Source organism: Roseisalinus antarcticus, from assembly GCF_900172355.1.
Lineage (GTDB): Bacteria > Pseudomonadota > Alphaproteobacteria > Rhodobacterales > Rhodobacteraceae > Oceanicola > Oceanicola antarcticus_A.
Genome location: NZ_FWFZ01000152.1, coordinates 1 through 572, shown reverse-complemented (window position 1 = coordinate 572; position 572 = coordinate 1). Strand labels below are relative to the sequence as shown.

General features: G+C 61.2%; 1 pseudogene. It reads right to left on the bottom strand.

What is annotated here, in order from left to right:
- Positions 1–501, bottom strand: a pseudogene (locus ROA7023_RS23665) (IS5 family transposase); the annotation flags it as partial.
- Positions 502–572 lie beyond the last annotated feature (71 nt).

Sequence of the window (572 nt, the reverse complement as noted above, 5' to 3'; positions counted from 1 at the left end):
GCGCCGATGTAATCGCTGACCTGTCCGGCGGTGACGAACAGGTCGATCGGTCGTCCCTGACTGTCGCAGATGGCGTGCAGCTTGGTGTTCATGCCGCCTTTGGTTCGACCGATAAGACGACCACGCCCCCCTTTTTGGCGGCCATGCTGGTCGCCGTTCGATGGGCCTTGAGGTATGTCGCGTCCACTGCCCGGCAGGGCATCACGCAGTGATGTCCCGAGAGGGGATCATCACGGTCTCCTCTTCGCCGTGTTCCGCCGCCAGCCCGGCCATCATCCGGGCGAAGATACCTTTCTCGCTCCACCGCTTCCACCGGCTGTAGAGCGACTTGTGCGGTCCGTAGGCTTCCGGAGCGTCTCGCCAGCGCAAGCCATTGCGGTTGATGAAAATAATCCCGCTCAAAACCCGCCTGTCATCGACCCGAGGCTTACCATGAGGCTTGGGGAAGAAAGGGGCCAGACGCGCCATCTGCGCGTCGGTCAGCCAGAAGAGATCGCTCATGTCACCGCTCCCTTTTTCGAAGCCGTGAATCATGCGGTGCAGCGGAAATCAATGCATCCTGAGCCTAAGGC